Source organism: Helicobacter kayseriensis (genome assembly GCF_021300655.1).
GTDB lineage: Bacteria > Campylobacterota > Campylobacteria > Campylobacterales > Helicobacteraceae > Helicobacter_G > Helicobacter_G kayseriensis.
Genome location: NZ_JAJTNB010000003.1, coordinates 14,083 through 40,466, shown reverse-complemented (window position 1 = coordinate 40,466; position 26,384 = coordinate 14,083). Strand labels below are relative to the sequence as shown.

At 36.0% G+C, this 26,384-nt stretch carries 24 protein-coding genes and 1 riboswitch; of the genes, 12 read left to right on the top strand and 12 right to left on the bottom strand.

What is annotated here, in order from left to right:
• Positions 1-120 precede the first annotated feature (120 nt).
• From dnaN to LW137_RS03480, 5 genes are read left to right on the top strand one after another with little or no spacing between them, the layout of a single operon-like run.
• A complete protein-coding gene (gene dnaN, locus LW137_RS03495; RefSeq protein ID WP_233033236.1) occupies positions 121-1,191 on the top strand; it encodes a DNA polymerase III subunit beta in 1,071 nt (356 codons plus the stop codon).
• Positions 1,192-1,212: 21 nt separating this feature from the next.
• On the top strand, positions 1,213-3,534 hold the full coding sequence (gene gyrB / locus LW137_RS03490) for a DNA topoisomerase (ATP-hydrolyzing) subunit B (RefSeq protein WP_233033235.1): 2,322 nt from the start codon (positions 1,213-1,215) through the stop codon (positions 3,532-3,534).
• Complete coding sequence (locus LW137_RS07250; protein WP_428845614.1) at positions 3,535-3,729, top strand: superinfection immunity protein; 195 nt, start codon at positions 3,535-3,537, stop codon at positions 3,727-3,729.
• A 9-nt stretch (positions 3,730-3,738) separates the two neighbouring features.
• Positions 3,739-4,395 carry a glycerol-3-phosphate 1-O-acyltransferase PlsY gene (plsY, locus tag LW137_RS03485; RefSeq protein ID WP_233033234.1) on the top strand — a complete coding sequence of 219 codons (657 nt, stop codon included), beginning with the start codon at positions 3,739-3,741 and terminating at the stop codon, positions 4,393-4,395.
• On the top strand, positions 4,395-4,712 hold the full coding sequence (locus tag LW137_RS03480) for a dihydroneopterin aldolase (RefSeq protein ID WP_233033233.1): 318 nt from the start codon (positions 4,395-4,397) through the stop codon (positions 4,710-4,712). Before plsY ends, LW137_RS03480 begins: the two co-directional genes overlap by 1 nt.
• A gap of 18 nt (positions 4,713-4,730) precedes the next feature.
• Here LW137_RS03480 and LW137_RS03475 read toward each other — a convergent pair whose 3' ends face one another.
• Positions 4,731-5,051: an ArsR/SmtB family transcription factor gene (locus LW137_RS03475; protein WP_233033232.1), complete on the bottom strand. Its 321-nt coding sequence runs from the start codon at positions 5,049-5,051 to the stop codon at positions 4,731-4,733.
• Positions 5,052-5,165: 114 nt separating this feature from the next.
• On the opposite strand from LW137_RS03475, the gene LW137_RS03470 reads away from it, so the two are divergent.
• Positions 5,166-6,095: a permease gene (locus tag LW137_RS03470; RefSeq protein WP_233033231.1), complete on the top strand. Its 930-nt coding sequence runs from the start codon at positions 5,166-5,168 to the stop codon at positions 6,093-6,095.
• Here LW137_RS03470 and LW137_RS03465 read toward each other — a convergent pair.
• The 3 genes from LW137_RS03465 to LW137_RS03455 are packed head-to-tail and all read right to left on the bottom strand — an operon-like array spanning position 6,077 to position 8,909.
• Complete coding sequence (locus LW137_RS03465) at positions 6,077-6,745, bottom strand: acylneuraminate cytidylyltransferase family protein (protein ID WP_233033230.1); 669 nt, start codon at positions 6,743-6,745, stop codon at positions 6,077-6,079. The two genes, LW137_RS03470 and LW137_RS03465, sit on opposite strands and share 19 nt — an antisense overlap.
• Positions 6,742-7,875 (bottom strand): UDP-N-acetylglucosamine 2-epimerase, encoded by a 1,134-nt coding sequence (gene neuC / locus LW137_RS03460; RefSeq protein ID WP_233033229.1) that lies wholly within the window; start codon positions 7,873-7,875, stop codon positions 6,742-6,744. The genes LW137_RS03465 and neuC overlap by 4 nt, the downstream gene beginning before the upstream one ends.
• Positions 7,872-8,909, bottom strand: coding sequence for an N-acetylneuraminate synthase family protein (locus LW137_RS03455; RefSeq protein ID WP_233033227.1), 1,038 nt, complete (start codon positions 8,907-8,909; stop codon positions 7,872-7,874). The genes neuC and LW137_RS03455 overlap by 4 nt, the downstream gene beginning before the upstream one ends.
• Positions 8,910-8,966: 57 nt before the next feature.
• Here LW137_RS03455 and LW137_RS03450 point away from each other — a divergent pair, with 57 nt between their 5' ends.
• From LW137_RS03450 to LW137_RS03430, 5 genes are all read left to right on the top strand, one after another.
• A complete protein-coding gene (locus tag LW137_RS03450; protein ID WP_233033225.1) occupies positions 8,967-9,797 on the top strand; it encodes an alpha-2,3-sialyltransferase in 831 nt (276 codons plus the stop codon).
• A 60-nt stretch (positions 9,798-9,857) separates the two neighbouring features.
• Complete coding sequence (locus LW137_RS03445) at positions 9,858-11,264, top strand: alanine/glycine:cation symporter family protein (protein WP_233033224.1); 1,407 nt, start codon at positions 9,858-9,860, stop codon at positions 11,262-11,264.
• Between the two features lie 20 nt (positions 11,265-11,284).
• Positions 11,285-11,992: a DUF3800 domain-containing protein gene (locus LW137_RS03440; protein WP_233033223.1), complete on the top strand. Its 708-nt coding sequence runs from the start codon at positions 11,285-11,287 to the stop codon at positions 11,990-11,992.
• A complete protein-coding gene (locus LW137_RS03435; protein WP_233033222.1) occupies positions 11,992-12,510 on the top strand; it encodes a hypothetical protein in 519 nt (172 codons plus the stop codon). The genes LW137_RS03440 and LW137_RS03435 overlap by 1 nt, the downstream gene beginning before the upstream one ends.
• A gap of 117 nt (positions 12,511-12,627) precedes the next feature.
• A complete protein-coding gene (locus LW137_RS03430; RefSeq protein WP_233033221.1) occupies positions 12,628-13,560 on the top strand; it encodes an alpha-2,3-sialyltransferase in 933 nt (310 codons plus the stop codon).
• A gap of 43 nt (positions 13,561-13,603) precedes the next feature.
• Here the strand turns inward: LW137_RS03430 and LW137_RS03425 are convergent, their stop codons facing one another.
• Together LW137_RS03425 and LW137_RS03420 are read right to left on the bottom strand one after the other, a co-directional pair.
• The gene (locus LW137_RS03425) at positions 13,604-14,962 is read right to left on the bottom strand and encodes a nucleobase:cation symporter-2 family protein (protein WP_233033220.1); all 1,359 of its coding nucleotides are present in this window, start codon (positions 14,960-14,962) and stop codon (positions 13,604-13,606) included.
• 14 nt (positions 14,963-14,976) lie between these two features.
• The gene (locus tag LW137_RS03420; RefSeq protein ID WP_233033219.1) at positions 14,977-17,115 is read right to left on the bottom strand and encodes a TonB-dependent receptor; all 2,139 of its coding nucleotides are present in this window, start codon (positions 17,113-17,115) and stop codon (positions 14,977-14,979) included.
• 34 nt (positions 17,116-17,149) lie between these two features.
• A riboswitch (TPP riboswitch) is annotated at positions 17,150-17,253 on the bottom strand.
• Positions 17,254-17,350: 97 nt separating this feature from the next.
• Here LW137_RS03420 and ftnA point away from each other — a divergent pair.
• A complete protein-coding gene (gene ftnA, locus LW137_RS03415) occupies positions 17,351-17,845 on the top strand; it encodes a non-heme ferritin (protein ID WP_233033218.1) in 495 nt (164 codons plus the stop codon).
• A gap of 137 nt (positions 17,846-17,982) precedes the next feature.
• On the opposite strand, the gene LW137_RS03410 is transcribed toward ftnA, so the two are convergent.
• The 6 genes from LW137_RS03410 to purM are packed head-to-tail and all read right to left on the bottom strand — an operon-like array spanning position 17,983 to position 26,380.
• Positions 17,983-21,648, bottom strand: coding sequence for a phosphoribosylformylglycinamidine synthase (locus tag LW137_RS03410; protein ID WP_233033217.1), 3,666 nt, complete (start codon positions 21,646-21,648; stop codon positions 17,983-17,985).
• Complete coding sequence (gene purD / locus LW137_RS03405) at positions 21,645-22,901, bottom strand: phosphoribosylamine--glycine ligase (protein ID WP_233033215.1); 1,257 nt, start codon at positions 22,899-22,901, stop codon at positions 21,645-21,647. The genes LW137_RS03410 and purD overlap by 4 nt, the downstream gene beginning before the upstream one ends.
• A gap of 10 nt (positions 22,902-22,911) precedes the next feature.
• Positions 22,912-24,075 (bottom strand): phosphoribosylaminoimidazolecarboxamide formyltransferase, encoded by a 1,164-nt coding sequence (locus LW137_RS03400; protein WP_233033213.1) that lies wholly within the window; start codon positions 24,073-24,075, stop codon positions 22,912-22,914.
• Positions 24,075-24,773 carry an IMP cyclohydrolase gene (locus LW137_RS03395; RefSeq protein ID WP_233033211.1) on the bottom strand — a complete coding sequence of 233 codons (699 nt, stop codon included), beginning with the start codon at positions 24,771-24,773 and terminating at the stop codon, positions 24,075-24,077. Before LW137_RS03395 ends, LW137_RS03400 begins: the two co-directional genes overlap by 1 nt.
• Positions 24,774-25,367: a phosphoribosylglycinamide formyltransferase gene (gene purN / locus LW137_RS03390; protein WP_233033209.1), complete on the bottom strand. Its 594-nt coding sequence runs from the start codon at positions 25,365-25,367 to the stop codon at positions 24,774-24,776.
• A complete protein-coding gene (gene purM, locus LW137_RS03385; protein ID WP_233033206.1) occupies positions 25,361-26,380 on the bottom strand; it encodes a phosphoribosylformylglycinamidine cyclo-ligase in 1,020 nt (339 codons plus the stop codon). Before purM ends, purN begins: the two co-directional genes overlap by 7 nt.
• Positions 26,381-26,384 lie beyond the last annotated feature (4 nt).

Below are 26,384 nucleotides of genomic sequence, written 5' to 3'. Positions count from 1 at the left end.
ATCTTTCTTTTCACATCTAAAAAGTGCATAAAATAGGGAAAATACAAAGTTTTTCAACTTTTCACTTTGCACTACTATTTACTACTAAAAAAATATTTAAAATACATAAGGAGAAGCCAAATGAAAATCTCAATCTTTAAAAACACTCTTGAAATAGTCTTAAACAATTTTCAATCTTTTTTAGATAAAAGAGATTTTTCTCAAATCACATCTCATATCTTTTTTAAAACTATTGATAATAAACTTCTCTTAAGAGCAACTGATTATGAAATCGGGATTCAAGCTCATATTGATATTTTCAAGATTGAAGAAGAAGGACAAGGAACAGTTAGTGGAAAACAAATTTTAGAAATTATTAAACGCTTAAAAGATGATAAAGAAATCTTTCTTATTGCAGATCATGAAAATCTCACAATCAAACAAGGAAAAAGCCAATTTAAACTTCCTATGTTTAATTCTGATGAATTTCCAAATTTTCCAGTTTATAACACAGATACAAAAATTCAGATTCCATCTCATCAATTCATTGAAGCAATTAAAAAAATCAATCCTGCTGTTGGCACAAATAATCCAAAAATCGAACTCAATGGAGCTTTACTTGATATCAAAGAATATATGATTAATTTTGTTGCAACTGATACAAGAAGACTAGCATTGATGAAATATGAAACACAATCAATTAATACTCTCTCAATCATCATTCCTAAAAAAGCACTAAATGAAATTCAAAAACTTTGTGCTGATGATTTTGAAATTTATCATAATGAAAATCAACTCATTATCCAAACAGGAATTTATACATTTTCAACCAAACTTACAAATGGACGATTCCCTGATTATGAGCGTATTATTCCAAAATCATTTACTCATATTTTAGAGCTTCCTAAAAATGACTTTGTAAGTGCAATTCGCATTATTAATTCTGTCTCTCAAGAAATAAAAATGACCTTTAAAGCCAATGAAATCCTTTTTGAAAGTATGAGTAGTGAAAATTCTCAAGGAAGTACACAATGTGAAATACAAACAAATTTTGAAAATGAATTTAGCATTGGAATCAATTCTAAAAATTTACTTGATTTTCTAGCTCAAGTGCATGATGAAACTTTTACACTTTGTTTAAATGAATCAAATAATCCTTTTATGGTCAAAAGTGAAAATTTTTCAACCATCATTATGCCAATTGTTTTATAAAACCAAAATTTCGGAGTAAAAATGTCAGAAATCAAAGATTATGGTGCAGGGAATATCAAAGTCTTAAAAGGGCTTGAAGCAGTTAGAAAACGCCCTGGAATGTATATTGGAGATACAAATATCAATGGGCTTCATCATATGGTCTATGAAGTTGTGGATAATTCTATTGATGAGGCAATGGCAGGACATTGTAATAAGATTTCTATTCGTCTTACAAGTGAAGGAAGTGCGATCATTGAAGATAATGGACGAGGAATTCCAGTAGATATGCATCCTACTGAAAATCTTCCCGCAGCCACAGTTGTTTTGACAGTTTTACACGCTGGAGGTAAATTTGATAAGGATACTTATAAAGTATCTGGAGGACTTCATGGAGTAGGGGTCAGTGTTGTTAATGCTCTTTCTCGTCATTTGATTATGACAATCAAAAGAGATGGAAATATTTATAGACAAGAATTTCAAAAGGGAATCCCTACAACTGCTCTAGAGATCATTGGTACAACAAAAGAACATGGAACAACCATTGAATTTTTTCCTGATGGTGAAGTTATGGAAGTTCTTGAATTTGATTCAGAGATTCTTATTAAACGCTTTAAGGAAATGGCTTATCTTAATCGTAATATTACGATTGATTTTGTTGATGAAAAAAGTGGAAAAAGAGAAAAGTATCACTTTGAGGGAGGGATCAAACAATTTGTAGAAGATGTAAATAAAAAGCCCTTAATTTCTGAAATCATCAGTTTTGAAGTAAGTGAAGATGAATTAGAAGCAGAAATTGCTCTAGCTTATAATGAAGGCTATGATGAAAAAGTGTTGAGTTTTGTTAATAATATCCGAACTCCTGAGGGTGGAACGCATGAAGCAGGCTTTAGGGCGGGATTAAGTCGAGCGATTATGAATTATATTGAGGCTAATGCAAATGCTCGTGAAAAAGATTCTAAAGTCACTGGAGATGATGTAAGGGAAGGCCTTGTAGCTATTATTTCTACAAAAGTAATGGAACCTCAATTTGAAGGGCAGACAAAAGGTAAGCTTGGAAGCTCATTTGTTAAGCCAATCGTGCAAAAACTTACCTATGAAAAATTAACAAAATTTTTCGAAGAGAATCCTATCCAAGCCAAAGCAATTATGCAAAAAGCTCTTCTTGCTGCTAGAGGAAGAGAAGCTGCAAAAAAAGCAAGAGAACTTACGCGAAAAAAAGAAAATCTTTCTGTAGGAACTTTGCCAGGAAAACTTGCTGATTGTCAAAGTAAAGATCCAAGTGAATCTGAAATTTATCTTGTTGAGGGAGATAGTGCAGGGGGGAGTGCAAAACAAGGAAGAGATAGAGTTTATCAAGCCATCTTACCTTTGCGTGGAAAGATTCTAAATGTCGAAAAATCACGACTTGATAAGATTCTTAAATCCGAAGAAATCAAAAATATGATTACAGCTTTTGGATGTGGGATTGGTGAAGAATTTAGCTTAGAAAAATTGCGTTATCATAAAATTATCATTATGACTGATGCAGATGTGGATGGATCGCATATTCAAACGCTTTTGATGACTTTCTTTTATCGTTATTTAAGACCATTGATTGAAAATGGACATATTTATATTGCTCAACCTCCACTTTATCGTTTTAAAAAAGGGAAAAAAGAGATTTATCTCAAAGATGAAAAAGCTTTGAGTGAATATTTGATTGAAAATGGAATTGAAAATTTTAGTTTTGAGGGAATTGGGACAAGAGAATTACTTGAGATTCTTAAATATATTTCAGCATATCGCAGTGTTTTAAAAGAGCTTGAAAAGCGTTATGCGATGATTGAAGTCGTAAGATTTTTGATTGAAAATCGTGATTATATCGGGCTTGATTTTAAAGAAATGAGTCAAAAGATTGAAGAATTTTTAGAAAAAATTGAATGCAATATTCTTAATAAAATTATCTCTGAAGAAGAAATTTTATTCTATATTCAAACTAAAACAGGGCTTGTTGAACTTGTTTTAAATGATTCTTTATTTACAGATAATTATTTTGAAGAAGCTTATTTTATCTATAACAAAATCCAAGAAAGAGATTTAAGCTTTTTAGAAGGTAAAGATCTTTTAGATGTTCTAGAAGAAATTGAAGAGAGTGCAAAAAAAGGAGCATATATCCAGCGTTATAAGGGTCTTGGAGAAATGAATCCAGAGCAATTGTGGGAAACAACAATGACTCCACAAAACCGCACACTTTTGCGTGTAAAACTTGAAGATATTGAATCTGCTGATGCGATTTTTACACTCTTTATGGGAGATGAAGTAGAACCAAGACGAGCTTATATCCAAGAAAATGCTAAAAATGTGAAGCATTTGGATGTATAAATGGAATATTTTTATACATTTTATTCTTTGCCATTAGCTTGGATTTTTGGGATTTTTTATTTTATCCCTTGTGTGATTGCTTTTATTCGAAGTCATAGTAGTCGCTATGGAATTTTGATAGTAAATTTATTTTTAGGTTGGTTTTTTATCTTTTGGATTTTATCTCTAGCTTGGGCTTTAAGCAAAAAAGATTGAGGAGAAAAAATGTTTGAAATTTTGAGCAATATCAATGTTATTTTTTACCTTTTGGCTTATTTATGTGGAGGGATTCCTTTTGGTCTTATTTTTTGCAAAGTTTTCTTTAGAATCAATCTTAGAGAAGTTGGATCAGGAAGTATTGGTGCAACTAATGTTTATCGAGCAATCAAAGAAATCAATCCTCAAAAAGCAAAAACTTTTTCAATTTTAACTATTTTCTTAGATGCATTGAAAGGTCTTATTGTTGTGGCTTTGGCTAAGTTTTTTGGTTTGAGTTATGACACGCAATGGATGATTGCAGTTTTATCTGTGATTGGTCATTGTTATAGTCCATATTTAAATTTTACTGGAGGAAAAGGAGTCGCTACAGCAATAGGTTCTGTGTTTTTATTGATTCCAATTGAGGGGAGTTTAGGACTTTTAGTGTGGTTTATTGTAGGGAAGGTGTTCAAAATCTCTTCTCTCTCTTCTCTCTCAGGAGTATTAAGCGGGCTTATTTTGACCTTTATTATTCCTTATATCTTGCCATTACCTCAAAGTATTAATATTCTTTCTCAGATTCACTCTCATGCTCCTGTGATTTTGATTGGAATTTTGATCCTTTATACACATATTCCAAACATTATTAGACTCTTCAAAAAACAAGAACAAAAGATTTTTTGATGATTTTGCTTATAGAGCAATTGGAATTAGAAATTATCATTGGAATCTTACCTATTGAGCGAGAAAAGGCACAAAAGATCATCATTGATGCAGAATTAGAATATGACTATCAAGGAGAATATTTAAATTATGTTGAGATTGTGGAACTTTTTTCTTTTGAGTTGGAACAAAATCAATATGGACTTTTAGAAGAAGCTTTGCAAGATTTATCTCACAAGCTCAAACAAAAATTTTCTCAACTCAAAAAAATCTCTCTCTCAATCAAAAAACCTCATATTCTTTCAAACTGTATTGTAGGAGCAAAAATTAATTCATAAAATAATATTTATATGGTTTTATGAATTAATTTTTGAAACGGATTGTTTGAGTTTTTGAATTTGGTGGTTTGCACTCTCTTGAGCAACCTGATCAAGAGAAATCAGGAACTTATCCAAACAACAGATTTCAATTTTATAAAATACTTGATTACCTACTTTTTCATCAGAGATGATCCGAATATTTTTAAGAATAGAGAGAGCTTTAGAAACACTAGATTGATTTTCTTGGCAAAATTCTATGATTTCACTAACATTTTTTTTACCTTCACAAAGACACTCTAAAACTTTTAATCTTAAAGGATTACTAATAGCTTTTAAAATTTCAATTTTAATATTCATTTTCTTCCTTAGATAAAAATATAATTTATTTTATCTATTTTTTGATTTCAATAGATTTTAAAAATTATTTATAATAATATTCCAATATTAGAATATATATTTTAAGGAATATTTTTGAATTATTTATTTTTATCTTATTTCGTAGAATTTTTAAAACTCTTTTTTGAAATTTCATTTTTGTTTTTTGTTGTGGGGATGTTGATGAAATTCCTACAACACCACTATACATACACTTTTCAGAAATATCTTGCAAAGGATTCTATATCTTCTCATTGGAGAGGGATTTTATTGGGAGTAATAACACCATTTTGTTCTTGTTCGACAATCCCTATTTTTCGCTCACTACTAAAAACTAGATGTAATTTTGGAGCAAGTATTGCTTATTTTTTGACTTCCCCTTTGCTCAACCCAATTACTTTTGTTTTACTTTTTAAGATTTTAGATTGGAAAATTGCTATGTTTTATACGCTATTTATCACAATCTTTGTTTTTGTAATTTCTCTCATTTTTACAAAAATAGATTTTATGAAACTTTTGAACGAAGAATTTATCAAATCTTTATATCCCAAATTCTCAATTACTCCAGTTCAAAGAAAATGTTGCACAACTTCTTATTGTCCTACTTCTAATAAATTGACATGGAAGGGTTTATTTATTACAGAATTTCAAGATTATAAAAAGATTTTCCCTTATATTTTTATTGGAATGGCATTAGGGGCAGGGATACATAATTTTTTGCCCATAAATTTTTTAAGTTCTTATACAAATGGAAATTTATTAGAACTTATAATCCTAGCATTTATGGCTGTATTTTTATATATTCGGATTGATTTGGCACTTCCTTTGGGATTGGTTCTCATTCAAGCAGGGATGCCTACCGGATCTATGATGTGTTTTCTTATTGCTGGAGGCGGAGTGAGTTTACCCGAGCTTATTTTGCTTAGATCAATGTTTAAATGGCAATTTTTAATGATATTTATTGGAATTGTGATGGGGATAGCCATATTCTTTGGGTGGATTTTGAATCATTTCTTTTCTCTTTGATCTTGAAAATCCTCTTCTCTATCAATATCAAGAGAATCTTCTCTGCTCATCACATAGCCGATTGTATTGTCATTGAAGCTTGTTTGAAGACTAAGCTCTGAGATGAGATTGAGATAAATTGCACCATTGAGACGATAATAAGGAGGCAAATCTTGGCGACGCACAGAACTTGAAACTTCAAGCAAAGGAGAAAGAGCATTCTTTTGAAGAGTTCGCATAAAAAGTGGATGCTCATTGACTTCACACACACTTGTTAGACTTTGACAATTACAAGAAAGAAAAAGTTCATAAGCTTTTTTGATATGAGTTGCATTTCTCAAAGGAGAAGTAGGTTGCAACAAAAGAAGGACATCAAATTCTTTGCCTAAAGATTTGTATTTTTCTAAAGATTCCATCACACAATCAATACTTTTGCTTTCATCTCTTGCACTTTCTTCACTTCTTAAAAATGGCACACTTGCCCCATATTCTTTTGCAATCAAAGCATAATCCTCACTGTCTGTGCAAACAAAAACTTCATCACAAATTCCACTTTTAAGTGCGCTTGTAATGGTGTGAGACATCAAAGGAAGCCCACGAAAAAGACGAATATTTTTATCTTTTACGCCTTTACTACCACTACGAGCAGGAATAAGTGCCAAAACTTTCATAAAAAATCCACAAAGCTTTTTTGTAAAGGAAGATTCCAAATTGATTTATCTTCCAAAATGGAAATAAATTTTTCTGCACTTTTTCCATCACCAAATTCATTCTTACGATGGATAGGGATAGAGGGGATTTGAGAAATAGCTTGAAGAATCTGCTCAACCTTTTCATCACAAGATAAAATTGAAGGGTTGTTTTCAAAGCGCCCATTTTGGCGAGAGCCAAGATTGATACAGGGGATTCCAAAAAATGGAGCTTCTCTTACGCCCGCTGAACTATTGCCAAGGATATATTTAGCATGTTTTAAGAGAGTAAGGAAATATTCAAACTTGATTGAGCGGAAAGAACAAAATTGAGGAAAATCTTTATAGCTCTGAATCTTTTGGATAATAAGATTTGAGCCCAAATCATTATTAGGATAAATCAAAATGAAATTTTGTTTTGTTTGAGTGAGAGCTTGAAAAATATTTTCAAGTTTAGAAGGAAGATTTTCATATTCTGTTGTTACAGGATGATAAGAAAAGATTGCATAATCTTTTCCAAAGGGTTTGATTTGATAGTACTTTTCTTGCACTTCTTCAAAACTGGGCAATGTAGGTGAGTTCATTACATCTAGGTCAGGTGAACCAATGACAAAAATATGATCTTGTTTTTCTCCAAGTTGGATAAGTCGAGATTTGGCTTTTTGATTTGCTACAAAATGAAGATGAGCAAGTTTAGAAATACTGTGGCGGATTGATTCATCAATCGTTCCACTCACTTCCCCTCCTTCAATATGTGCGACTAAAATATTATTAAATGCTCCAACAATCGCCCCAGCAAGTGCTTCCAAACGATCTCCATGTACAACAATCATATCAGGTTTTTCTTTTTGGATAAAAGCTGAAAATTGGGCAATACATTCGCTCAAAGATAAATCCATTTGTTCTCCAAATTGGTAAGGAGTGGCCAAATGGACTTGATCAAATCCATCTTTATAAATCTCAAGATAAGTTTCGCCATAGAGTTTGAGTAAGTGCATCCCACATGCAAAAATTTTATATTGCAAATCTTTAGATTCTTTGATTTTTTGAATCAAAGGTTTGATCTTCCCCCAATCAGCCCTTGTCCCACTTAAAAAGACAATTTTTTTCAATCAATCATCTCCCATGTCAGATGAGTATCAGGGGCGATATCAATTTTTGCCCTCTTGCCTAAAATCTCTTCATAAGATTCTGCTTTGATTTCTCCAATCCCTGGTCTTTTGACCCAAAGATTTTCTTTGCTAAATATTTCACCTTTGCGGATAGGAGCGATACTTACACAAGTTGAAAAGGCAAAATCGATTGTTACTTGTTCTTCTTGAGTGGCCCTTTTTTCTCCTCCACGCATCAAAAAGATTTCTTTAGCACTTTGGATGAGATCTTTTGTTTCTTCTTCATCCATTGAACAAACAATATCAGGACCGATTCTATTTTTGTGATCAGTGAAATGTCTCTCAACAATACTTGCACCCAAAGCAATAGCACTTTTGCAAGCATTGTTATTGAGTGTATGATCACTTAATCCAATAGGGATATGAGGAAACTCTCTCATCATCTCTTGCATTGCTCCAAGTCGCACTAGATGAGGAGGTGTGGGATAAAGATTGGTTGTGTGGAGCAAAGCATAAGGGACTTTGAAACTTTCTAGAATCTGAACAGTTTTTTTGACACTTTCTAAATCATTCATTCCTGTAGAGACGATCATAGGCTTCCCAAAACTCGCGATATGTTTAATCAAGGGATGATTATTCATTTCTCCTGAGCCTATTTTATAGGCACTTACTCCCATTTTTTCAAGTCGATCTGCCCCAGCACGTGAAAATGGGGTAGAAATAAAAATCATCCCCTTGCTTTCCACATATTCTTTGAGTTCAAATTCTTCTTCTTCACTCAAAGCACATTCACTCATAATCTCATAAATACTTTTTTTGCTATTCCCAGGGATTGTTTTTTGGGCCAATGTACTCATCTCATCTTCAACAATATGGGTTTGATGCTTGAGAATTTCAACTCCTGCACGATGAGCACTATCAACCATTTCTTTGGCAATTTGTAAATTTCCATTGTGGTTGATTCCAAGTTCAGCAATCACAAGAGGTGTAAAGTCTGCGCCAATTTTGCGGTGTTGGATTTGGATATAATGCATAAAATCTCCAAAAAATTATTTTTTAAATTATATAAACTTTTTTAGAGGATATATTTTATGCACAATCAAAAACCCCCTATTGTTATTGCAGGTAATGGCCCATCTTTAGCTCAAATTGACTATACACGCCTCCCTCAAAATTTTGATGTATTTCGATGTAATCAATTTTATTTTGAAGATCGTTATTTCTTGGGTAAGAAAATCAAGGGAGTGTTTTTTAATCACAGGATAATTCGCGATATGTTTTTCACATACTATCAACTTCAAGAAAGAAAAGAATATGAGATTGAAAATCTTTATTGTCCTCTTCAGCCTTTTTCTATTGATGATCAAAGCCTTAAGTATTTTCAAAGATTAAAGTCAGAATATCCTACGGTGCTTGATTTTTGCTCATATCTTACTCAAGACAAAGAGATTTATGAGTGTATTTTGTATCACTATCTGTATTTCCAAAAGTTCTTACATATGGGGATTTATATGCTTGTTGTGGCTTACAATTTGGGTTACAGAGAATTTTTTTTAACAGGAATAGATTTTTATGAAGGTCAAACTCAATATGCCTTTAATTCCAAAAAAAATAATTTAATTCAGAGAGTTCCAGGATTTTCTAAAATGGAAGATCAGAAGAATTATTCATGCCACAGTATGGAATTTGATAAAAAAATTTTAGAAATTATCAAAAGAAAAGCCAATGTCTTCTTTTTGTCTGAAAATGAGCTTGTCGCACCTCTTGCACCAAAAATTGAAAATAAAGTGCCTTTTGAAGTTCAAAGCAAAGATGAAAACTATATCTCTGATCTTTGTCTGGCTCCGAGTTTTTCTTCTCAAAAACAAAAAAGAATTTTTGATTTTTTGCAAAGAAGTATTAAGAAAATCAAGAAGTTTTAATTAAAATCAAGTTCTATGGTTTTTCTTAAATAAACCTATCTTTAAAAGAAAGGAAAAAATTTGGAAAAAGTTGTTGAATTTCTGAATTCTATCAATACCTTTGCTTATGGGTATTATTTAGTTGGTTTATTAATCATTGTAAGTGTTTTTTATAGTTTTAAGCTCAAATTTGTTCAAGTCACAATGCTTAAAGAAGGATTACGCGTTATTGCAGAAAAACCCGATGGGAAAAGCGATGCATTAAGTTCTTTTCAAGCTCTAGCCATTTCTGTAGCTTCTCGTGTTGGGATTGGAAATATTGCAGGAATTGCTGTAGCTGTAATGGCTGGAGGGGCTGGATCTATATTTTGGATGTGGGTTATGGCTTTTTTTGGAGGAGCAAGTGCATTTGCTGAGAGTACTTTGGCTCAAATTTATAAAAGCCATGATGGCAATGGATTTAAAGGAGGTCCTGCTTATTATATGCAAAAGGCACTCAATCAACGATGGTTGGGGATTCTTTTTGCAATTATTTTGATTTTGACTTATGCTTTTGGCTTTAATGGATTGCAATCTTATACGATGACTTCCGCATTTGCCGTGTATTATCATAATCCTGATGGATTTGAGCAAAGTCATTGGACGATCATTATTGGTCTTTTTTCTTCAGTAATCGCAGCGCTTTTGTTTTTTGGCAAAAGTTCTTTAATTGGTAAAATCAATGCTTATATTGTCCCTGCTATGGCGTTATTTTATATTGCTTTGGCATTGATTGTGACTTTTATGAATCTCCATTTACTTCCAGAAGTTCTTTCTAATATTTTTGCTAAAGCTTTTGATTTTAAGGCGATTTTTGGAGGATTTGCAGGGAGTGCTGTTGTCATTGGGATTAAGCGTGGACTTTTTGCAACAGAAGCAGGAATGGGGTCTGCTCCAAATGCTGCAGCATCTGCTCACACAAGCCATCCAGTCAAACAAGGTTTAGTGCAAGCCATCAGTGTATTGATTGGAATATTGATTTGTTCGAGTACAGCTTTTTTGGTGCTTTTTTCACAGGCTTATTTTGAAGGTAGAACGACAGCATTGCCTCTAGTGCAAAAAGCAATGGGAGAATTTTTTGGTTCATGGGGATTGCACTTTGTGAGTATTGCTGTAGTGTGTTTTGCAATCACTTCACTTTTGGGAAATTATTATTATGCACAAGCCAATATCAAATACTTGACAAATTCCAAGCTTGTTATGTGGATTTTTAATGCTTTAGCAGTTGCAATGGTTTTTATTGGATCGCAGATGAATCTCAAATTAGCTTGGGAGCTTGCAGATGTGTTGATGGCTGTGATGGCGACATTAAATATCATTGCAATTTTACTTCTCTCTCATATCGTTAAAATTGCACTAAAAGATTATTTAGAGCAAAGAAAAAAAGGAATTGAACCTAAATTTGATCCCAAAAAATTAGGGATTAAAAATACTGAGTGTTGGGAGTAAATCTTTTAAAAAGGGACAGTATGCATTATAAGATTTTTTGTGATGAGAGCAATCATTTAAAGTATAAAACTAAAACTAATTTTACGCTTTCATCTCATATTATGGTCTTAGGTGCCATATGTGTTCCTTCAAGCTCCATGGCCTTTGTTAATAGGTATATTAAATTCCTCAAACATAAATACAATTATCAAAAAGAGTTAAAATGGACAAAGCTCACTTTTTCTCAAAAACAATTTTATAGTGAATTGATTGATTTCTTTTTTGATAGTGTCGATTTAAGATTTCAGGCTCTTGTTGTTCCAAATAAACAGGAATTGGAACATGATAAATATAATCAGGGAAGCCAAGATATTTTTTATTACAAAATGTTTTATTATGTTTTAAGGAATTTGCTTAGAACAGAAAGCAGAGCAGAAATTTATTTGGATTATAAAGATACAAGATGTGCTCCCAGAATGAAAGAGCTTGAAAGAGTTCTGTGTCATGAGTATAAACAAATTAAGTGCTTTACTGTAAGATCGCATGAGTCTTGTCTAATCCAATTGACAGATCTTTTAATCGGAGCAATTGCCTATAAAGCAAGAGATGATATTGATCATATGAGTAAGATTAAGAATTATATTGTTCAAAAATTGGAACAAAAAACGAATATCCAACTAGAACAAGGAACGCCACCTTGGGAAACAAAATTTAATATTTTTCGAATCCAATTAGGAAAGAGCAGATAGTGTTTTCCTTGTTGGATTTCTCACAGTGTAGTTGTTTAGAAGAGAAAATTAATTTAGCTTATACAGTGTTTAAAAACGATTTTTCGGAGACACAGTGTTTTTTAAGAGATATTTTCATTGATATTAAAAATAGGCAAAAAATCAAAATTGAAAATATGGAAGTGGAGGAAGTATTTTGGCACATTATTAGTCGTAAAAATAATGGGAAAAGAGAGTTTGATATATTGCGAGCAGAGCGCATAGGCTGGATTAAGGCAATCTTTTTAAATTATAATAATGTTCGATTAGTAAAGTTATTTTATTTTTTTGAAAAAACAGGTCAGATTCGATTATATCTATGGTTATATCAATATGATTTTGTTGTTATTTTAGAAAAAATTATTACTTCAAGCAAAAAAGCTTTTATTGTGACAAGTTTTTATATTGATAATCTAAAGAAGAAAAATAGCTTTCAAAAGAAATATATAGATTATATTGCCAAAAATGATAAAAGACTTATAAATTGTGAATGGTTTTAAGCGTTTGGTGGAGGATTGCGGCACCTCCAAGCCACCTCTTTCTACCACCGGTAGTTGAGCAAGAGGAAATATAGCGTTTTTTATTTTTTTTTGCAAATCTTAAAATAAAGGGAAATCATGAAGTCTATTGTTATTGCAGGTAATGGCCCATCTTTAGCTCAAATTGACTATACACGCCTCCCTCAAGATTTTGATGTATTTCGATGTAATCAATTTTATTTTGAAGATCGTTATTTCTTGGGTAAGAAAATCAAGGGAGTGTTTTTCAATCCATTTGTGTTGAAGCAACAATTTTGGACTCTTCATCGTCTCAAAGACAAAGGAGAATATGAAGTAGAAGATGTTTATTGCAATATAACAATGGGGAAATGGGATAGAGAATGGGGCAATGGAAAATCTAAAAATTTAGAAGAAGAGCTCAAATATGATTATCCAAGTGTGAAAAGCACCTATCCATACTTATCGGCTATGAAAGACTTTGATGCTTTGTTGAAATTTTTTGTGCTTTATTATAATTTGCGCTTTACAAGTGGAGTGATGATGCTCATCACAGCTTTGGCTCAAGGTTATAAAGAAATCTATCTTACAGGGATTGATTTTTATGAAGATGGAGGATTGAGCTATGCTTTTGAAGTCAAAAATAAGCCTAGATTATCTCAATGTATCCCGCTTTTTGATCAAGAGGGATTCAAAGATCAAGTGCATCAAAAACATGTAGATATTGAAGGCATTAAGCTAGCCTCTATGCTTGAAGGTGTGAAAATCTATGCTCTCTCACCTTCAAGCACGCTAGCACAAATTATCCCTTTGGCTCCATCCCAAAATCAAACAAGCTTTGAGGTCTATTCTAAACCCAAAGATTATATTTGTGATTTTGTTGAGCTTCCTGAAATAGATAAGAAAGATGCTTCCATCCCCCCCCCCTTACGACTAATGGCCCAGAAAGCTTCACAATCAGGAATAAAATCAAACAATTTTTTCGTCAAATTATTTCTTGATTCTCTTGAGCTTTTTAGAGGGATTGTCTATTTGATTTTAAATAAGCGATGATCTTTCCTCCTTGAAAGCTCAAGGAGGAAAGAAATGGGGAAAGTTAAGAGTGTAAATGATTTTTTTGAATCTTTTCTTTTGGCAAAATAAGATTAAGTGCAATCGCACAAATTCCTCCAGCAGCAATCCCTGATGAAAAGAGCGTTTTAAACCAAGTGGGCATAAATTGCAAGATCTCTGGGTGATTATTGATCCCCAGTCCGATACCAAGCGATAATGCGATAATAAGAATGGATCGACGGGAGAGATCATCTTTGGAGATGATTCTAACACCAGTTGCTGCGATTGTCCCAAACATAACCAATGTCGCACCCCCCAAAATAGGCTCTGGTATCTGAAGCGTGAGCGTAGCAACAAAGGGAAAGCTTCCAAGAATCATTAGCAAAATAGCCACAAAATAACCAACATATCGACTAGCAACACCTGTAAGAGCGATAACACCATTATTTTGTCCAAAGCAAGAATTAGGAAAAGTATTAAAAAAGGCCGAAAGACAAGAGTTGATTCCATTGGCTAAAACTCCTCCTTTGAGTCTTTTGAAATATTGCTCTCCTTTGATGGGTTGATTGCTGACCTCTGAGGTAGCTGTAATATCTCCGATTGTTTCAAGAGAAGTCACTGCATAGACAAGGATAAAGGGGAGGATTAATGTATATTCGATTCCAAACCCAAAATAAAGAGGCGTAGGAAAAAAGAAAGAATGCTCATTTGAAGAAAAATCAAAGCTAAATCCCTCAAAGCTATAGGCTAGAAAAACGCCAATCACAATGGCAATAAAAAGAGAAGAGATACGAATATAGGGGTTTTTAAATAGATTGAGCAAGATAATCATAACAATCACACTGCAGGCTAAAAAGAGATTTTCAAAGCTCCCAAAACTCCCCTTTTCCATCGCGCCATATCCTCCACCAGCATTGATAAGTCCTACATTGATGAGACTAAGTCCAATGATGAGCACAACGATTCCTGAAACAAGTGGAGAGATGATTTTTTTGACAAAAGGAAGAGTTTGAGAGATGAGCATCTCTGTGAGTGAGCAAAGCATCAATGTGCCAAAGATTGCTCCAAGCATCGCCTCATCGCTCATTCCTTCATTTTTGAGCACCAAACCCCCCAAGATGATAGGAGAGACAAAGTTGAAACTTGTCCCTTGAATGGAAAGAAGCCCCGAACCAATAGGGCCAATGGTGTGAATCTGCAGGAGTGATGCCAATCCTGAGGCAAAAAGAGACATAGAGATGATGCGTGCAGTGTCTTGTGGAGAAACCCCCAATCCTTTGCAAATAAGAAGTGCTGGGGTGATGACTGCGACAAACATCGCAGCCAAATGCACACAAGCACAAAAAAAAGATTTTAAAAATGGAGGTTTGTCTTCTAGGGCATAGATCAAGTCATTTTGCATAGAATTCCTTTGGGTTAAAATGTATAAGCAAATTTTACCCCAAGATTGAATGGGTTGCCTGCTGTATAGGCCTTGCCATTACTATCCCAAAGCACACTTGTGGCATAGCGAGAGTTTGTAAGATTTTGAGTAAAAAGTGTGATTTCATAATGCTTAAAGAGTGTATAGATCAGACTAAGATCCCAAATGGCAAAGGCTTTTTGGACAAGATCTTGTTGGCGATTAAAATCATCTAGATAATAGGTGCTTGAAAATGTTAATAAATTGGCAAGCACTAGGGAGTGATTAGAGGATTGATAGATAGCAAAATCAGCTCCTGCACTAAAGCTTAAAAGGGGAGAGAATCTTGTGCTTTGTCCTCTGAGATCATAATGGCTTTTGTTTCCTCCAATCAGCAAAAATCCTTTGTTTTTATCATCTTTCCCAAATGCAGAGTAGCCCATATTGATATTGACAAAAGAAGATAAAAAGGAGTTTTGATAAGAAACCTCCAAATCGATCCCAAAGGCATAAGATGTGCCAATATTTGTGATGCTTTTGTTGTATCCCTCTCCTACATATGCCTGAGTTTGGGTTCTCAAAATCCCATAAAGCGAACTATCAAACTTAATGGAATGATTAAGGAATTTTGAGCGATTGCCTAGTTCGATGGAATAGATTTGTTCTTGTTTGTAAGGAATTGTATCTGTATCAGCAAAGGGAAATTTTGAGAATCCTCCTGGTTTTGTTAAGTTGGAGAGTTGCAAAAAGATGAAATGATCAGGAGTGATATGATAAGAGATATTAAGGCGAGGATTGATAGCGTGGAATAGGGCAACATCACTATATGGAGCCATCAGGGGCATCATAGGAGGCAGTGGAGAGTGAATGAAGGATTGATAAAGTTGGTAGCGGATTCCAAAGTTAAAATTCCAATTGCCATAGGGAATAAAAGCATCTGCATAGAGGGCAAAAGTATTGATTTTTTCTTTTGCTTGCCATGTTCCATTGTAATAAAGGGGAGGTTCTCCCATCCCATCTACTCCTCCTGAGGCGCTACCTGTGGGGACATTATCCATCCCATTGTCCAATAAGAAAAATTTGTAATATGCCCCAATGATACTTTCGATGCCCTTTGAGTAAGTGCTATGCAGTTTGATTTCTTGGATGAATTGCAAGGTGTTGTAGTAGTTTCCATCACGCTTTTCATCTTTGACAAAGATTCCAGGATAGCTATTGCCCAATGTATTTGTTTTTTGAAAGGCACTCATTGAGCTGAGGGTCGCATCTGAGAAAAAATATTCCATTTTGAGGCTTACATTGTGTGCTTCAAGAGAATTGAATGGGTTTTTATTAAAGATTTTGTTTTGCACTCCAGCTTGATATTCCTCATAGCCTGAGATTTGCTCTCCATTTTCAAATTTTAAAGAATCAAATTGAGCTTTAGAGAGAAAAAAATCTTTATGTGTGAGTGTGTAGTGGTAGTTGTAATTTGCCCAGATGAGAAATGATTCTGTTGGGAGATAGTATAGGATTACTCCAGCAAGGATACTATCCCCGCTATTGAGCATTTTTTGGCTTTGAGGATCTTTTAAAAATCCATTGTCTCGGATGTAGCGAAAGTTGGCTTTTCCCCATAAGGTATTGGGAAGGAGATTCCACCCAATGTAGGCATTGAGATCTTCTTGCAAGATTGAAGCACTCACAGATGCTTTGGCATAGTTTTTAGAAAGAGGGTTTTTAGTCTGAATTTCAATCAATCCCAAAGGAGCATTTTCTCCATAGAAGAGGCCCTCTGCACCATTGATAAGTCGAATAGATTCTATATCTCCCAATGTTTGAATCATAAAATTTGGACTTTGCGGAACGCCATCGACATAGAGTCCAAGCACATAAGAATAATAATCCGGTCCAGTAACTCCCCTAAGGGTGATCATCGGAAATGTATCACTTCCTTGAGGATAAATTTTGAGATTGGGAAAGAATGCATTGAGATTGGAAGTTGAGGTTGCAAAATTTTGTTCTAATGCTTTGCCTTGGATACTTTTTGCGCTTTGTATGCTTTGTGACTTGGTGGCATACTCAGGGGCCTTGACTTCTATTTGAGGGGTTTCTAGGGTTTCTCCAAAAAGTGAGGTAAAACTTAAAATATAAAATAAAGTAGAAGTTTTCATCATCTTGTCCTTTTTAAAAAATGACAAGCGAGGGGAGTATAGATTCTAGCGTTCCCGACGCTGGCATTACCCAGATCCGGTTCGGTCTAAGCTCACAGCTTACTCTCAGCCTATTTATAGGCTCCCGTCACTTGAAGTTTGGATTCTAGCAATAAAAACTTTTTAAAAGTCAATGATTTTTTTCTCATTTTTTAAATATAATGAGAATTCAATCTCAAACAATAAGGAGTCAAAAGTGTTATCAAAAGAAGTAATTGAAAAATTAAATGGACAAATCAATAAAGAAATGTATTCTGCAAATCTTTATTTGAGTATGAGTTCTTGGTGCTATGCTCAAGGATTTGATGGGGCTGGGGCATTTTTGTTTGCACATGCAGATGAGGAGAGCGCACATGCTAAGAAATTGATCACCTATCTCAATGAAACAGATTCAAAAGTAGAGCTAGAGTTGATTCAAAAGCCAATGAGCGAGTTTTCTTCCTTGATTGATGTGTTTGAGAAAACATATGCTCATGAGGTAGAAATCACTCAATCAATCAATGAGCTTGTTGATTTCACGCTTTCTTGTAAGGATTATCCAACTTTTAATTTCTTGCAATGGTATGTGAGTGAGCAACACGAAGAAGAAGCGCTTTTTAGAGGCATTGTTGATAAGCTCAAAATGGTGAGCGATAGTGGAAATGGACTTTATTTGGCTGATCAATATATCAAAAGCTTGATCAAAGGATAAATGAGGGGGAGATTGGAGACTTCCTCCAATCAAATTTACAACAAATGAAAAATCATATTTGAGCATAGCAATCAAGACAAGATGAAATGATGGAATCTTGTCTTGATCTAATCGCTTAGATCTCTAAGCAGTGAGGATTATTTAAAATACTCAACCGCTCCTTTGAAAATTTTCATCTCAAAATTTCCTTGAATATTTTTATAGAGATTTTTCCCAGTGCGTTCTGTATGTCCCATTTTCCCAAAAACTCTTCCATCTTCTGAAATGATTCCCTCAATAGCATAGATTGAGCCATTGGGATTGTAATCAATGCAGGCACTTGGATTGCCCTCCAAATCTACATATTGTGTCGCAATCTGTCCTTTTTGAATCAAAGTATCAATCATTTCTTTAGAGGCATAAAAGCGTCCTTCTCCGTGCGAAATGGGGACAGAGAAAATCTCCCCTATTTGAGTTTGGGAAAGCCATGGAGAGGCATTGGAGCATACTTTGATTTGGACAATTTTGGATTGATGTCTCAAGATTGCATTATGCAAAAGCGTAGGATGAGAGGGGCGAGAGGGGATGATCTTCCCAAAAGGAACAAGTCCTAGTTTAATGAGGGCTTGAAAACCATTGCAAATCCCTCCAATAAGCCCATCTTGCTGGGATAAGAATCGCTCTATCTCTTCTCTTAGAGTTTGATTGTAGAAAAAGGACTTGATCATTTTGGCTGAGCCATCAGGCTCATCTCCACCAGAGAATCCTCCCGATAAGAAAAGGATTTGAGAATCTCTAAGGGCTTTTTGCATCTTGTGAATTGATTCTTGGATTTGTTCATTTGTGCGATTTGCAATGATGAGGGTTTGGACTTCCGCCCCTGCTTCTTCAAAAGCTCTTTGCGTGTCGTATTCGCAATTTGTGCCAAAAAACACTGGGAGGATCACGCGAGGCTTGAGATGCTTGAGATAGGATGCAGTATAAGATGTGTTTGTTTTTTCAATAGGTGCAAGTGGGATTTGCAAAGATGGAGCATCTGTTTTATAAAGAGATCTTAGGGGCTTTTGATAAAGCTCTAAGAGCTCTTTTAAAGAGAGAGAGGAGTCTTTGTAGGTTATGTGAGGGTGTGAGGAAGTTTCTCCTAATTTAACCCCAAAATCAAGCTCTTGCGTGCTTTCTATGACAAAAGAACCATAAGAGAGAGAAAAGATTTCTTCCATGCAAACAGAATCTTCAAATGCAAAGCCGATCTTGTTGCCAAAACACATTTTCATAATCGCTTCTGCCACTCCTCCAAAGGTTGGCGTATAGGCTGAGAGAATGATCTTTTGTTCAATCAAGCTTGAAATGTTTTGGAAGTGCTTTTTTAGATTGTCAGGCAGGCCAAAGGAATCTAGCTCAGGCTTGATCCAATAGACAAAATGATGGGGAGATTTGAATTCTGGAGAGATAAGAAGCGAGCTGTCTGTCGCACTAAAAGCAAAAGAGACAAAAGTAGGGGGGACATTGAGCTCTTCAAAGCTCCCACTCATCGAATCTTTTCCTCCAATCGCACAAATCCCAAGACGCTTTTGTGCCAAAAACGCTCCCAATAAAGTAGCAAGAGGCTTCCCCCATTTGAGGGCATCTTGTCTGAGGCTTTCAAAATATTCTTGGAAGCTTAAATAAATCTCTTCAAATTTTGCTCCACAAGCAATCAGCTTACACACAGATTCAATGACCGCAAGATAGCCTCCCCTGCAAGGATCTTGTTCGCAAAGATAAGGATTGAAACCATAGGAGGCGATAGAGCAGGTCGTCGTATCTTCAAAGGGGATTTTATGAGCCATTGCTTGAATGGGTGTGATTTGGTATTTTCCTCCTAGGGGCATAAAGATCGTATTGCTTCCGATTGTGGAATCAAATTTTTCAACCAATCCTTGTTTGGAGCAAACATTGAGATCTTGAGCTAGGTTTTGGAAACCTTGGACAAAAGTGTGATTGATAGATGAAATTGGCTTGGGTTTGGAGATATGAGCTTTGGCATATTTTGTAGCCCCATTGCTTTGGAGAAGTTCTCTAGAGATTGAGGCAACGATTTTGTTTTGATATTTCATCGTGACATATCCATCATCTGTAACAAGCGCGATAGGGGTGCTTTGGAGATTTTCTTCTTCTGCAAGTGTTTGGAATAGCTCCAAATGTTCTGGGGCAATCACAACAGCCATTCTTTCTTGAGATTCGCTTAAAGCAAGGTCAAAAATACTGAGCCCTTCGTATTTGCAAGGAATCTTGTCTAAAAAAATCTCTACACCCTCAGCAAGTTCAGGAACAGCGATGCTTACGCCTCCAGCACCAAAATCATTGCATCGCTTGATGAGTCGTGTTACATTTTTGTTGCGGAAGAAGCGTTGGATTTTTCGCTCTTGAGGGGCATTGCCCTTTTGCACTTCTGCGCCACATAGGCTAAGTGAGTTGGCGTGATGAGCTTGAGAAGAGCCTGTTGCTCCTCCACATCCATCGCGTCCAGTTTCTCCCCCAATAAGCATAATCATATCCCCTTTTTGGGGGGTTTGGCTGATGATATGCTCTTGTGGTGCAGCTCCCAAAACTGCCCCAAGCTCTAGGTGCTTGGCCTTATAGCCCTCATGATAGAACTCTTCTACCATTCCTGTAGCAACACCGATTTGATTGCCATAAGAGCTATATCCTTCCGAAGAAGATAGGGCGATTTTTCTTTGAGGAAGTTTCCCTTCTCGTGTTTGGCTAATAGGTTCAAGAGGGTTTGCACTTCCTGAGATTCGCATACCTGCATAGACATAGCCTCTTGCTGAGAGGGGATCTCTGATGGCTCCGCCAATGCAGGTGGAAGCTCCTCCAAAAGGCTCAATCTCTGTGGGGTGATTGTGTGTTTCATTTTTGAAAAACAAATAATAAGGCTTAGAGCCTTGGGGTGTTTTGACTTGGATAGAGAGCGTGCAGGCATTGTTTTCTTCGCCTTGTACAAGCGAGGAAAGTTTGGGCTTGAGATATGTGCTCATAATTGTTGAAAGATCCATCAGTGTGATGGGTTTTGTGCGTTGCAATTCATCACGCATTTGAAGATAATCTTGATAGATCTGTTCAGCCAAGGGATCTTCAAAACTTACCTCTTGAAATTGTGTGAAAAATGTCGTATGTCTGCAATGATCAGACCAATAAGTGTCAATGATTTTGAGCTCTAAAAGATTAAGAGGTTTTTGTGTCTGTTTCAAAAAGCTTTGAATGAGCTTCAAATCTTGCACATCAAGGCTTAGGCGATATTTACAAATCAAGGATTCAAAATCTTCAAATTCTAAAAAATCCTCAATGATTGGAGGAGTGAGTTCAGGAGAGATTTGTGCTTGAGGAATGGGTTTGGAATCTAGTTTGACTTCTTGTGTTTCAAGCGGGTTGAGAAGATAGGAGAGGATTTTTTCTCTTTCTTGAGGGCTGATAGCTCCATAGAGTTTGTAAATTTTTGTATGCTCAACCTCAACGCTCTCATTGCCCAAAAGCATTTGCAGGCATTGTTTTGCAGAATCGCTCCTTGGATCAAATTGTCCTTTGAGGATTTTGATTGCAAAGTATGCATCACAATCATCTAAATCAAGTGCGTCCAAGATTTCATCAACTTGGGGTTCGGCAAAAATCACTTCTTTGGCATGTTCTAAGTCTTGAGAAGAAATATGTGTAAGGCTATATTGGTTGATAATTGAGATTTTTTCAAGACAAGAGAGGGAAAAAAGCTCCTTGAGCTCTTCTTGTAGGTGTTTGGCTTCAAAGTCAAACCCTTCTCTTTTTTGCACATAAAGCTGATGAATCATTGTTGCTCCTCTATATCTTTTCCAATATCTGTGCGGTAATAACGATTCTTAAAATCAATTTGAGAAATTTTTTGATAGCTTTCTTGTCTTGCTTCTTGGAGTGTAGAGGCTATTGAAGTGACGCTTAAAACACGCCCTCCAGAGTTGATGAGATGATGATCTTTTTCTTTCACCCCTGCAAAGCAAATTTCAAATGAAGAAGGATAGGTGATGGGATGGCCTACTTCAAAATCTTTGGGGTATCCACTAGAGGCCAAAACAACACAGCAGGAAGCTTTTTCTTCAAAAATCACATCTTCTGTCCTAAGTTCTCTTTTGGAAACCTTGAGCATAATCTCAAATAAATCACTCTTTAAAAGAGGCAGGATTGTTTGTGTTTCAGGATCGCCAAAGCGACAATTGTATTCAATGACTTTGGGCCCTTCTTTTGTTAGCATGAGACCAAAATAGAGACACCCTCTAAAATCTCGATTCTCACTTTGCAATCCTTTGAGAGTGGGGAGGAAGATTGTTTCCATACATTTTTGAGCGATTTCTTTTGTGTAGTATGGGTTGGGGGCAATGCATCCCATTCCGCCAGTGTTGAGCCCTTGATCCCCATCAAGAGCTTTTTTATAATCCATTGAAGAAATCATAGGCGCGATATTTTTCCCATCACAAAAAGCAAGAATAGAAGCTTCTTTTCCTTCTAAAAACTCTTCAATCACAACTTGCTTTCCACTTTCTCCAAAAATCTCCTCTTCCATCATTTCTTTGAGGCATTTGACCCCTTCTTGCAAAGTTTGAGCGATGATAACACCTTTGCCAAAAGCAAGTCCATCGGCCTTGATAACGATAGGAAAAGATGCTTGATGTAAAAACTCTATCGCCTCTTGAGTAGAAGAAAAAGTCCAGTATTGCGCTGTTGGGATAGCGTGTCTTTTCATAAAATCTTTTGCAAAGATTTTGCTTCCCTCTAAGATTGCGCCATTTTGTCTAGGACCAAAGCAAGCAATTCCTGCTTCTTCCAAAACATCTACCATCCCCCCAACCAAGGGATTATCAGGAGAAACGATCACAAAATCAAGCTTTTGTTCTAATGCAAACCCTAGCACCTCTTCATTGCGCGTAATATCAAGAGGGACACATGTGGCTTCTTGTTGCATTCCTGCATTTCCTGGGATAACAAAGAGTTGTGTGATTTTGGGATTGTGCTTGATTTTTTTCAAAATCATATGCTCCCTTCCACCGCTTCCAATAATTGCAACTTTCACAAAAACCTCCTTAATGGTGAAATAATCGCGTATGAGTAAAGATCATTGTTAGATTGTGCTCATTGCAAGCTTCAATCACTGCTTGATCTTGCTTAGATCCTCCACTTTGAGCGATATAAGACACCCCGCTTCTAACAGCTCTTAAGATATTGTCTGCAAAAGGGAAAAATGCATCGCTTCCTAGGCTCACCCCTTGAATGGATTGGAGATATTGCTCTTGTTCTTCTTTCAAAAAGGGTTCAGGTCGCATAGTAAAAAACTGATCCCATTGTGAGGGAAGCTCATTGTGGATGTATTGATAGACTAGATTGTCCTTTGTTGGGCGTTTGAGAGAATCAATAAAGGGGAGTGCAAGCACTTTGGGGTGTTGTCTGAGATTCCAAAAATCAGCTTTATCTCCAGCAATCTTTGTGCAGTGGATGCGTGATTGTTGTCCCGCTCCTACTCCAATAGCTTGAGAATCATAAGCAAAACAAATGGAATTAGATTGTGTGTATTTTAGAGTGATGAGCGCAAGAATGAGATCTGTTTTGGCTTGAGGGGGGAGAGTTTTGTTTTGGGTGACAATATCTGCAAGAAGAGATTCATTGATTTGTATTTCATTGCGTTGTTGCTCAAAAGTGATTCCAAAGACTTCTCTTCTTTCAAGAGAATGGGGAGTGTAGTGCTCATCAATTTGGAAGATATTATAAGTTCCTTGACGCTTTTGTTTGAGTATCTCAAGTGCTTGAGGGCTAAAAGAGGGAGCAATGATTCCATCTGAGACCTCTTGAGCGATTAGATATGCAGTGATCTCATCGCAAGGATCACTTAAGGCGATAAAATCTCCAAATGATGACATACGATCTGCCCCTCTTGCTCTTGCATAAGCTGTGGCAATTGGAGATGAGTTGAGGTCTTTGCATTCTTGAAGAAAAAGTGCTTTGATGAGCGAATCAGGAAGTGGATTGGCAAGGGCTGATGAGGTGGGGCTGAGATGTTTAAACGAAGTAGCACAAGGGAGTTTTGTCGCCTCTTTGAGTTCTTTGACAAGTTGCCATGCATTGAGTGCATCCAAAAAATTGATATAGCTAGGCGAGCCATTGAGGACTTTGATAGGAAGCTCTGTTTGGCTAAAGATTCTGGCGTGTGTTTGATTGGGATTGCACCCATATTTGAGTTTGATTTCTTGCATTATTTTTCCTTTGTGTTGAAGATGAGAGTTTGGACTTGTTGTGTGTGAAGATGGATAGATTGGACGCAAAGAGAGATTTTGTATTCTGCATCAAGATGATTCCAAATCAATGTGGCAAATTCTTCTAGAGTTGAGGGAATCTGAAGGGCCTTAGGTTCTCCCAAAAAAGAAGGAAGGGGATGAGAGTCATAAGCATAAGTATGGATCAAATGGCCAATTCCAGCGATGCTTTCATATTCATAAAAAAACCGATTGCAAGAATTGTGAAAAGCTTTGAGGATACTCATTTGATAGGTGGGAGTAGGAGAGAGCGTGATAAGTGCACTGATGCGTGGAGTGAAATGAGGAGCATCAGGTTCAAACTCTCTTTGTCTTAATGCATCTTGAAAGGTCTTGTTTTGTTGGAGAGATTCTAAAATCGTAGAGGTTTGATCTCCATTGGTGATGATGATTTGATTGTGATGATGCACGATAGGTGGATAAAAAATCAGCGAAGGATCTTGGACACATTTTGGATCAAAAAAGTCAATTTTTACATCATTTCCTTGAGTGTAGAAGATGCGATTTTGACTATTTGGACTTCTTCCCATTAAAAAGTAAGCCAAAAAGATGGATTGAGAATCAGGACTTTGTCCTATGAGGATCCCTCGTCCAAAATAGCGATGAGAACTTAAAACTTCATTGATTTTTTTTTCCATTTATTTCCTTTTTGCTTGAATGGTTTGGTTGATGAGGATTTGAACTCCTTTGGGTAGGAGTTTGTGTTCGAGTGCAGAAATCTTTTTTTGTAAGCTTTGGGGTGTTTCTTGCTTGGAGATTGAGACTGCTTTTTGGGCAATGATTTGCCCTCCATCAACGATCTCATTGACAAAATGCACGCTTGCTCCGCTGACTTTGACACCATATTGCAAGACTGCTTCATGCACCTTGATTCCATAAAAACCCTCTCCACAAAATGCAGGAATCAAAGAAGGATGAACATTGATGATTTTATTGGGAAAGTGTTGAATAAAAAAGGGGCTAAGAATAAGCATAAATCCAGCTAGCACGATGCAATCGATGTGGTGTTCTTTGAGGTGTTTGAGAATGCATTCTTCAAAGGCTTGCTGAGAGGGATAATCACATCTTGGGATAGCAATAGAGGGGATTTGATGATTTTTGGCCCGCTCAAGTGCATAGGCTTTGGGATTATTGGAGACGACAAGTGCAATTTTCCCATTTTTGAAGGGCGTATTGAGAAGCACTTCAAGATTGCTTCCATTGCCTGAGGCAAAGACAGCAATGTTTAGCATAGATGGATTCCTTCCTCCTCTATAATCTCTCCAATCTCATAGGCCTTCTCTCCACAAGAATGAAGAATCTCAAGTGTTTGCTTCACATCTTCTTGGCGGACAACAAGAGTCATCCCAATTCCCATATTAAAAATTCCAAACATCGCTTGAATCTCTAATCCTCCTTGTTGGGCCAAGAACTCAAAAATAGGCAAAATTGGGAAAGCATTTGTTTGGATCTTTGCTCCAAGCCCTTGAGGAAGGCTTCTTGGAATATTCTCAAAAAATCCTCCTCCTGTAATATGGGCAATTGATTTGATAGGAATCTCTTTGAGAACTTGAAGCATAGATTGGACATAAATTTTGGTTGGAGTAAGCAGGGTTTTGGCTAGAGTATGCTCTTCAAAAGCATAGTTTAAAGGGTCAATCTGACGATCTTGTAAGATCTTTCTAACCAAAGAAAATCCATTAGAATGCACGCCACTTGAGGCGATTCCAATCAAACGATCGCCTTTTTGGATGGTTTGTTTATTGGGCATCTTGCTTTTATCAACGATTCCCACACAAAACCCCGCTACATCATATTCATCTTTGGCATAAAAGCCTGGCATTTCTGCAGTTTCTCCGCCCAAAAGCTGACATTGTGCTTGAATGCACCCTTGAGCGATTCCTTGCACGATTTCAGAAACTTTGTTGGGATAGTTTTTATCCAGTGCAATGTAGTCTAAGAAAAACAAAGGCTTAGCACCACAGCACAAAATATCATTGACACACATTGCTACACAATCAATCCCAATGCTTGAGTGCTGATCAAGCATAAAGGCAAATTTGAGTTTTGTCCCCACTCCATCAGTGCCACTGACTAAAATGGGCTCTTTGATTCCATCAAGTTGGAGAGGGAAAAGGCCTCCAAAATCTCCAATTTGATTGAGAGAATTGTGAATTTGAGTTTTGGCAATATGCTCTTTAATCAGAGAGACAGACTGATAGCCCGCCTCAACATCAACACCTGCATCTTTGTATGGATTGCTCATAGTC